This is a genomic window from Streptomyces sp. KLMMK (assembly GCF_036961605.1).
GTDB lineage: Bacteria > Actinomycetota > Actinomycetes > Streptomycetales > Streptomycetaceae > Streptomyces > Streptomyces telluris.
This window is the reverse complement of sequence record NZ_JBAMDC010000268.1, coordinates 1-9121: the sequence shown is the minus strand read 5'-3', so window position 1 is coordinate 9121 and position 9121 is coordinate 1. Positions and strand designations below refer to the sequence as shown.

Sequence of the window (9121 nt, the reverse complement as noted above, 5' to 3'; positions counted from 1 at the left end):
GGGCGGTCACCCGCCCGGTCAGTAACCGACCGTAGTGGTCGAGAACGCCACCGGCTTGGCCGGGTCGGGGTAGCACTGGAACGGGTCCCAGGTGTTCAGCTGGGTCTGCAGACGCATCCAGCCGAAGGCCGTGTCCTGGAAGCTGGAGCCGCCCGCACCGGTGGTGAGGGTGGCACCGGCCGTGGTCGGAGCCTTGAGCGTGACCTCCAGGTTCGGGAAGTCGAACTCCACGCCGCCGGCCCACTCGCCGTTGGACTTGATGTTGAAGTTGGTGCCGTTGCGCTCGACCCACTGCTTGGCGGTGCCGAGGTTGCTGCCACCGGTCAGCTTGTAGCCGACGACCTTGGCGTTGGCCGGGGTCTTGTACGCGATGTTCACGTTGTTGAGCAGCTTGTTGAAGTCCGCCACGGCCTTGATGGGGGCCGAGTCGAAGGTGACCTTGAAGGTCTGGCCCGGCGCGACCTTGGCCGGGGCCGTGGTGGTGAAGTCCCGCGAGTAGGGGACGGGGATCCAGTTGCCGTCCACACGGGTCTGGCAGGTGTAATCGAGCGTCTTCGTCGCGGTGTCGGCACTCGCCGTTCCGGCCGAGGACATGATCCCCGTCAGAGCAAGCCCCAGTGAGGCCGCAAGTCCGCCCGTCAGCTTCCACTTGTGCTGCACTGCATTTCCTCTCTCAGACGGCGTGGAGCAATTCCAGCGCCGGGAACAGAGTCCGGAACGCGGCTGGAGTCCCGATGGAGAGCGGATCGAATTCCGGCCGTGGCAGCGGGTTTTCGGCCTGGGGGCGGACTTGTACGGACCTGCGAGAACCTGCGAGGGCCTGCGAGGGCCTGCGAGAACCTGCGATGACCTGCGAGGACCTCCGCGGACCCTTACGGACCTGCGGAGGTCACTCTTCGTGCCGGCGGCCCGGGGCGGACGCCGCCGGCTCCTCGCGGCGGCGTCAGACGGACGCCGCGGGCTCCTTCTGCGCCCGCTCCCACGCGCGCTCGATGAAGGTGAGCAGCTTCTCGGGCGCCTGCACGCCGGAGACCGGCGTGCGGCCGTCGATGACGACCGACGGCACGCCCGTCACGTTGAACTGGCGGGCGCGGTTCCCGTCGGCGACCACGGCGTCCGCGTAGCGGTCGCTCGCCAGCACCTCGCGGACCTCGGCCCCGTCCAGCCCGGCCTCGCCCGCCAGCTGCACCAGCACCTCGCGGTCCCCAACGTTCAGGGCCTCGGTGTGGTACGCGTGGAACAGGCGCTCCATGACCGGCTCCAGCAGGCCGCGCTCGGCCGCGAAGTGGGTGAGGCGGTGCGCGTCGAAGGTGCCCACGGGGCGGGACTTGTGGAGGTTGAGCTCCAGACCCTCCTGCCGGCCCTGGGACTTGATCAGTTCGATCCGGCCCGGCAGCACGTCCGGGGCCGTCCACTCGGCCATGGCCTCGGCCGCCGTCGGGCCGGGCTCGCTGCCCTCGCCCGGCGCGAGCTCGAAGCTGCGCCAGACGATCTCCAGCTCGTCGCGGTGGGCGAAGCCGTCCAGGGCGGCGGCTATCCGGCGCTTGCCGATGTAGCACCACGGGCACAGGACGTCGGAGTAGATCTCGATCTTCATGGCAGGTCTCCTCGGTTGATCGTTCGATCGATCGTTCAGCCGACGGTGATGACGATCTTTCCGCGCACGTGGCCGGTCTCCATCTCGCGGTGCGCGTCCGCGGCCCGCTCCAGCGGGAAGGTCTTGGAGACCTCCACGCGCAGCTTGCCCTCGGCGTAGAGGGCGGTCAGACCGGCGAGGCGCTCCTTGGCCCGCTGGCTGAAGACGGCGCGGACGCCCAGCTCCTCGACACGGCCGAAGTCGACGAGGGTGGCGATGCGGTTCTTGTCCTTCACCAGCTCGACGGAGACGTCGAGGGCGTCGCCGCCGATGCCGTCGAGGGCCGCGGTGACGCCACCGGGGGCGAGCTCGCGGACGCGGTCGGCGAGGCCCTCTCCGTAGGTGACGGGGGTGGCGCCCAGCGAACGCAGGTACTCGTGGTTGCGCTCGCTCGCGGTGCCGATGGCCGTGGCGCCCAGGACCTGGGCCAGCTGCACGGCGATCGTGCCGACGCCGCCGGCGGCCGCGTGGACGAGCACGGTGTCGCCCGCGCCGATCTCCAGCGCCTCGAGCGCGGTGTGCGCGGTCTGCGCCGAGGCGGAGAACGCGCCGGCCACCTCCCACGGCATGCCGGCGGGCTTGGCGACGACCTGCTCGGCGGAGACGACCAGGTACTCGGCGGAGCAGGAGAGCAGGGCCCAGCCCAGGACCTCGTCGCCGACGGCGAACTCGGTGACGCCCTCGCCGAGCTCGTCGACGACGCCCGCGAAGTCGTTGCCGATGGTCTGCGGGAAGGAGATGGTCATGCCGGGCGGGTTCCAGCCGGCACGGACGGCCGTGTCGTACGCCTGCACACCGGCGGCCTTGACGCGTACGCGGATCTCGCCGGCGCCGGGACGGGGGGTCTCGACCTCCTCGACCTTGAGCACCTCGGGTCCGCCGAACTCCTGGAAAACTGCCGCCTTCATGGCATGTCCTTCTCTCTGCTGAACGCTGATGGACGCTGATGAACTCTGATGAACACCGGTGGGGCTGGTGCGCTTTATCTTTCAACCTCAACCGGAGTTGAGGTCAACGGGCGAACGGCTACTCCGCGCGGGTTTCGAGCGTTCTTCGAGCCGGCTTCGAGCGAAAATCGAGCGGACTTCGAGTGCGCTTCGAGCGGAATCCAACCGTCCGCCGAATGGGCGCGCTCGGCTACGCCCCTTCCGCCGGAGCGGCGTCGGCGTCGGTGCCGGTGCCGGTGCCCTCCGCGGCGGCGATCACCCGGGTCTGCTTCGCGTCGCGCTCGGCCGCCAGCTCCTCGTAGGAGCGGCCGCCGAACGCCTCCTCCGCCTGGGCGAGGATCCGGGCGACGGTCTCCTCGTCGACCGGCGGGTTGCCGAGCCCCTGCCAGCTCTTCTCCAGGCCGGCGCCGAGGTGCTCGAACCAGTGGCGCAGGCCCCCGGGGCCGCCGCCGAGGTGGAAGGCGCGGAACGGGCCGACCGCCGCCCAGCGGCCGCCGATCGAGGAGGTGACGATCTCGTCCAGCTCGGCGACGGAGACGACGCCCTCGCGGACCAGGTGGATGCTCTCGCGCAGCAGCGCGGACTGCAGCCGGTTGGCGACGAAGCCGGGGACGGCCCGGCGCAGTACGACGGGGGTCTTGCCGAGGCCGCGGTAGAAGGCCACGGTCTCCTCGACGGCCCGCGGGTCGGTCCGCTCGCCCGTGACGATCTCGACCAGCGGCACGATGTGCGGCGGGTTGAAGGGGTGGGCGACCAGCAGCCTGCCGGGGTCGGCCATCCGCGCCCCCAGGGCGTCGGGGAGCAGCGTGGAGGTGGACGACAGCAGCAGCGCGTGGGCCGGGGCGGCGGCGCCGATCCGGGCGAAGAGGTCCTGCTTGAGGGCCAGGTCCTCGGGGGCGTTCTCCTGGACGACGTCGGCGCCCTCGACGGCGCGGGCCACGTCGGGCTCGAACTCCAGCCGGGCGGCGAGCTCGGCCGGGTCGGCGGGGCCGCCCGGCAGCGAGGCCGCGTACAGCTCGAACGCCTTCCTGACGTGCGCCTCGGCGTCCGGCCGGCGGCTGTTGATCCGGACGGTCAGCCCGGCGGAGGCGAACAGCGCGGCCCAGCCGAGGCCGATGGTGCCCACGCCGATCACGGCCGCCGTACGTATGCGTGTCCCTACGGGTGAATCCGTCACCGCTTGCTCCTGTCGTCCTGCCTGCCTGTAGGTGGTGCCTGCACAGGCTGCCGCGACGGGCTCGTGCGGAATTCGAGCGGCGGTCGAACCGGACACGTGTGTTCCGCGCCCGGCCCGGCACCGCGGGGACGGCTAGTAGTTGCCCAGGCCGCCGCAGACGTTGAGGGCCTGCGCGGTCACGGACGAGGCGCCGTCGCCGACCAGGTAGTCGACCATGGCCGCGACCTCCTCGACGTCGACGTAACGGCCGATCGGGACGCGGGTGGTGACCTTCTCGGCCGCCTCCTCCAGGGTGATCCCGTACATCTCCGCGTAGTGGCCGCGGACGCGCTCGGCCATCGGCGTCTCGACGAAGCCGGGGCAGACGGCGTTGACGGTGATGCCGGTCTTCGCGAGGTCGAGGCCGAGGGCCTTGGTGAAGCCGACCACGCCGTGCTTGGAGGCGGAGTACGGGGCCGCGGTGACGGCGCCCTGCTTGCCGGCCGTCGAGGCGATGTTGACGATCCGGCCCCAGCCCTTGGTGAGCAGGCCGCCGGCGCTCAGCACCTCGCGCGTCACGAGGAAGACGCTGTTGAGGTTGGTGTTGATCACGTCGTACCAGAGCTCGTCCGACATCTCGGCGATCGCGCCGCCGCCGTTGCGGCCCGCGTTGTTGACGAGGATGTCGACGGTGCCGAAGCGCTCCACCGCGGCGGCCACGAAACGCTTGACGTCCTCGCGGTCGGTCACGTCACAGGTGGTGCCGTCGGCCTCGAAGCCCTGGTCCTGCAGCGACTTGACGGTCTCCGCCAGCTTCTCCGCGTCCCGGGCGCACAGGTAGACGCGGGCGCCGTTGCGGGCCAGGTGGGTGGCGATCGCCAGACCGATGCCACTGGTTGCCCCGGTCACCAGTGCGACCTTGGCGTTCTGCGTGCCCATCGTTCCTCCGTAGCTGGTTGCGAATACTGACGGCGTCGTGACGCCGGTCGCGCCGAGGGTGCCGCCGCGGCCTCGACGGCCGGTCGAAAGGGGGTCGAAGCGCGGGTTCCGCCGCGGCGGTTCCGCCACGGCTCGATCCCGGCTCAAGCGGGGCTGAGCAGCGTGGGGGGATGCTCGCAGAGACGATCACCGCCGAACGGTTCCGGACGTCCCTCGCCCGCTGGGCCAGCGGGGTCACGGTCGTGACCACCGTGGATGCACAGGGCCGCAGCCACGGTTTCACTGCCAGCTCCTTCACCTCCGTATCCCTCGAACCGCCCCTGGTGCTCGTGTGCCTGGACCTGCGGGCCAACTGCTTCGACGCCTTCACCGGCGCCGAAGGGTTCGTCGTCCACGTGCTCGGCCGGGACCAGCAGGAGCTGGCCGCGCTCTTCGCGCGCCGGGGCGCGGACAAGTTCCCGCAGCCGGGGACGGCCCTCTCCCGGCGCGGGCTGCCCCTGCTGCCGGGCGCGCTCGCCCGGCTGGAGTGCCGCACCGAGCGGCAGGTGCCGGCCGGTGACCACCTCGTGCTGTTCGGCGAGGTGGAGCACGCCGAGGCCGGCGAGGGGGAGCCCCTCCTGTACTACCGGAAGGGCTTCCACGGGATCGCCGGCCCCGGCGCGGCGGACTGACCCGCCGGGGCTGCCGCCGCTCGGACACTCAGCGTCCAGGCACACGGCGTTCAGGCACACGGCGTTCAGGCACACAGCGGCGCGACGGACCCCGCCGCCCGCCGCCGCTGCGCCGGGACGCGTCGCGCCCCCGCCCGCACGGCGATGAGGTGGGCGACCGAGGCCAGGGTGACGTGGCGGTGCCAGCCGCGGAACGAACGGCCCGCGAAGTCCCGGATGCCGGTGTGCTCGGAGATCTCCGCGAAGTCGCGCTGGACGACGCCCGTGAGCCGGGTCAGGCGCAGCAGGGTGACCAGCGGCAGCCGCCGCGAGTCGGTGAGCCACATCCGCGACGGCCACCGGTCGGAGGAGCCCCAGTCGCCCATCAGCAGCATGGGCCGGTGGTGGGTGCCCCCGGGCCCGCCCGCGGGCGCGGGGCACGACAGGACCACCGGGATCGCGCTCACCACCCCGCGGTACGAGCCCGTCCCCGAGGTGTCGGACCACTCGACCTGCCGGCGCATCCGCTTCATCGAGCCGATCAGGTTCTGCGCGGGCACCTCCCGGTCGCTGTAGCCCTGCAGCAGGGTGCCGTCGACCCGCAGCGGGGTCGTGCCGTCGATGCGCATGATCAGCGGCACGCCCGCCCGCGCGAAGCGCCGCACGGTCGCCCCCGCGTCGAGTCCCTCCACGTCCACGACGACGGGGCGCCTGCGCAGCCCCCAGGAGTCGGCGGCCTCCAGGGCCACGGCGCCGGCGTGCTCCTCCAGGGAGATGGCGCGGCTGGCGTCGGGTATGTGGGCGCGGCTGCGCCGGGCCGGGTCCTCCAGCCAGCTCCGGGACAGCACCAGGCTCCAGTTGAAGGGCACGCTGACCCGCTCGGAGGCGCTCCAGACGCTGAACGCCCGCTGGCCGTTGACCGTCTGGCCCAGGTGGGGGAGGAACTGCTGGTCGACGCCGACCGAGTGCACCCCCGCCTTGGGGATGACGGTGGAGTTGACCACCCACGCCTGGGGGCGCACCTCCTCCTCCGCGCGACGCGCGAGCGCCCGCCGGACCGGGGCCCAGTTCCAGGACGAGGCGGTGATGAAGTGGTGGACGCTCTGCTGGAGCGCCTTCCCGCCGATCTGTTCCGCGACGTTGCGCAGGGTCTTGCGGCCCTCCGCCTCCAGCAGGCCGCGTACGTACTGCTCCGCCATCCTGCGCTGGTCGTTGCGCGTGAGTGACGAGAAGAACTCCGGTTCCACGTCCCAGGGGCTGGCGGGGGACGGGTGCCCGCAGGGTGGTTCCTCGGTGGACACAGGGCTGAGTTGCACGGATCTGGCTTCCATCGTCTCTCCCCACGTGATGGCTACCGACGGCGCATTTGACCGTACCAAACCGACTGCGTTGTTTCTATTACTCTTTGAAACCTTGACCCAACGATTGATTCCGCCCCGATTTGCCCGATTTCCTCCCTCCCTGCGCCGCCTCGGACCCCACAGGAAACCAACCGGACGGCCTGTCTACGGCCTCTCTGACGTCGGATTACCAAGAGAAACCGGCCAGCCGGTTTCTTGTGGAGGTGCCCCATCCGTCTTCGAGCGGTGTTCGAGGCCGGAGCCGCACCGTTTCCCTTGCCAACGGCGCTGTCCCCGACAGGCAGCGGTGGACATCTGCTGCAGGGCAAGCGGAAAGGAACGTGACTCGATGTTCAGCTCGAAGGAAGGCGTGCCCACGCGATGACCCGACGAGTGGTGATCACCGGTATCGGCGTCCGCGCCCCGGGCGGCTCCGGCACCAAGGAGTTCTGGGACCTGCTCACCGCGGGCCGCACCGCCACCCGGCGGATCTCGTTCTTCGACGCGGCTCCGTTCCGGTCCCAGGTGGCCGCCGAGGCCGACTTCTTCCCCGAGGCCGAGGGCTTCTCCCCCCGGGAGATCCGCAGGATGGACCGGGCGACCCAGTTCGCCGTCGCCTGCACCCGGGAGGCCGTGGCCGACAGCGGCCTGGAGTTCGCCGGCGTGGACCCGCACCGCGTGGGCGTGAGCCTCGGCAGCGCCGTCGCCTCCGCGACCAGCCTGGAGAACGAGTACCTCGTGATGGCCGACAAGGGCCGCGAGTGGCTGGTCGACCCCGACTACCTGTCGCCGCACATGTTCGACTACCTCAGCCCGGGCGTCATGCCCGCCGAGGTCGCCTGGGCCGCCGGCGCCGAGGGCCCCGTGACCATGGTCTCCGACGGCTGCACCTCCGGCCTCGACGCCGTGGGCTACGGCGTCCAGCTGATCCGCGAGGGCTCCGCCGATGTGATGATCGCCGGCGCGTCGGACACCCCGATCTCCCCGATCGTGCTGGCCTGCTTCGACGCGATCAAGGCCACCACCACGCGCAACGACGACCCCGAGCACGCCTCCCGGCCGTTCGACGCCTCCCGCAACGGCTTCGTCCTCGCCGAGGGCAGCGCCATGTTCGTCCTGGAGGAGTACGAGGCCGCCAAGGCCCGCGGCGCGCAGATCTACGCCGAGGTCACCGGCTACGCCACCCGCTGCAACGCGTACCACATGACCGGTCTGAAGAAGGACGGCCGGGAGATGGCGGAGGCCATCCGCGCGGCGCTCGACGAGTCGCGCGTCGACCCGACCGCCGTCGACTACGTCAACGCGCACGGCTCCGGCACCAAGCAGAACGACCGCCATGAGACGGCCGCGTTCAAGATCGCGCTCGGGCAGCACGCCTACGACGTGCCGGTCAGCTCCATCAAGTCGATGGTCGGCCACTCCCTGGGCGCCATCGGCTCCATCGAGATCGCGGCCTGCGCCCTGGCCATCAAGCACAACGTCGTACCGCCGACGGCCAACCTGCACACGCCCGACCCCGAGTGCGACCTCGACTACGTCCCGCTGACCGCGCGCGAGCAGCGGGTGGACTCCGTCCTGACCGTCGGCAGCGGCTTCGGCGGTTTCCAGAGCGCGATGATCCTGCGCGCCCCGGAAGGAGTGAAGGCATGACCAGCAAGGACGGCCTCAACGGGCGGACCGTCATCACCGGGATCGGTGTCACCGCCCCCAACGGCCTGGGCACCGAGGCCTTCTGGAAGGCGGTGCTCGCGGGCCACACCGGCATCGGCCCCGTCACCCGCTTCGACGCCTCCCGCTACGCGTCCTCCCTCGCCGGCCAGATCGACGACTTCGACGCGGCCGAGCACCTCAACAGCCGGCTGCTCCCGCAGACCGACCCCTCGACGCGGCTCGCGCTCGTCGCCGCCGACTGGGCCCTCACCGACGCCGGCGTCTCCCCCGACACCCTGCCGGACTACGACATGGGCGTCGTCACCTCCAACGCCATGGGCGGCTTCGACTTCACCCACCGCGAGTTCGACAAGCTGTGGAACAAGGGCCCGGACTTCGTCAGCGTCTACGAGTCCTTCGCGTGGTTCTACGCGGTCAACACCGGCCAGATCTCCATCCGCCACAAGCTGCGCGGACCGAGCGCCGCCCTCGTCGGCGAGCAGGCCGGCGGCCTGGACGCGCTCGGCCACGCCCGCCGCACGGTCCGCCGCGGCACCCCGCTCGTGGTGGCCGGCGGCGTCGACTCCGCCCTCGACCCGTGGGGCTACGTCTCCCAGCTGGCCGGCGGCCGCGTCACCACCGCCACCGACCCCGCCCGCGCCTACCTGCCCTTCAGCGCCGACGCCTCGGGCTACGTGCCCGGCGAGGGCGGCGCGATCCTCGTCGCCGAGGACGAGACGAGCGCCCGCGAGCGCGGCGCGCAGCAGGTCTACGGCGAACTCGCGGGCTACGCCGCGACCTTC

Annotated in this window: 9 protein-coding genes; 3 read left to right on the top strand and 6 right to left on the bottom strand. The window is 71.5% G+C overall.

The genetic code is table 11. The features are described 5' to 3' along the window. Positions 1 to 18: 18 nt before the first annotated feature. From V7793_RS27565 to fabG, 5 genes are all read right to left on the bottom strand, one after another. On the bottom strand, positions 19 to 660 hold the full coding sequence (locus V7793_RS27565) for a hypothetical protein (protein ID WP_336011190.1): 642 nt from the start codon (positions 658 to 660) through the stop codon (positions 19 to 21). 283 nt (positions 661 to 943) lie between these two features. After that, the gene (locus V7793_RS27560) at positions 944 to 1597 is read right to left on the bottom strand and encodes a DsbA family oxidoreductase (RefSeq protein WP_336011188.1); all 654 of its coding nucleotides are present in this window, start codon (positions 1595 to 1597) and stop codon (positions 944 to 946) included. Between the two features lie 35 nt (positions 1598 to 1632). Next, complete coding sequence (locus V7793_RS27555; RefSeq protein WP_336011185.1) at positions 1633 to 2544, bottom strand: NADP-dependent oxidoreductase; 912 nt, start codon at positions 2542 to 2544, stop codon at positions 1633 to 1635. 229 nt (positions 2545 to 2773) lie between these two features. Next, on the bottom strand, positions 2774 to 3760 hold the full coding sequence (locus V7793_RS27550) for a 3-hydroxyacyl-CoA dehydrogenase NAD-binding domain-containing protein (RefSeq protein WP_336011182.1): 987 nt from the start codon (positions 3758 to 3760) through the stop codon (positions 2774 to 2776). Positions 3761 to 3892: 132 nt separating this feature from the next. Further along, complete coding sequence (gene fabG, locus V7793_RS27545) at positions 3893 to 4678, bottom strand: 3-oxoacyl-ACP reductase FabG (protein ID WP_058047377.1); 786 nt, start codon at positions 4676 to 4678, stop codon at positions 3893 to 3895. 170 nt (positions 4679 to 4848) lie between these two features. On the opposite strand from fabG, the gene V7793_RS27540 reads away from it, so the two are divergent. After that, a complete protein-coding gene (locus tag V7793_RS27540; protein WP_336011179.1) occupies positions 4849 to 5349 on the top strand; it encodes a flavin reductase family protein in 501 nt (166 codons plus the stop codon). A gap of 65 nt (positions 5350 to 5414) precedes the next feature. Here the strand turns inward: V7793_RS27540 and V7793_RS27535 are convergent, their stop codons facing one another. After that, a complete protein-coding gene (locus tag V7793_RS27535; RefSeq protein ID WP_336011176.1) occupies positions 5415 to 6659 on the bottom strand; it encodes an IS701 family transposase in 1245 nt (414 codons plus the stop codon). Between the two features lie 390 nt (positions 6660 to 7049). Between V7793_RS27535 and V7793_RS27530 the strand changes: the two genes are divergently transcribed. After that, complete coding sequence (locus tag V7793_RS27530) at positions 7050 to 8318, top strand: beta-ketoacyl-[acyl-carrier-protein] synthase family protein (RefSeq protein WP_336011173.1); 1269 nt, start codon at positions 7050 to 7052, stop codon at positions 8316 to 8318. After that, the coding region (locus tag V7793_RS27525) for a beta-ketoacyl synthase N-terminal-like domain-containing protein (protein WP_336011170.1) at positions 8315 to 9121 on the top strand (807 nt) is incomplete at its 3' end. The genes V7793_RS27530 and V7793_RS27525, both read left to right, overlap by 4 nt.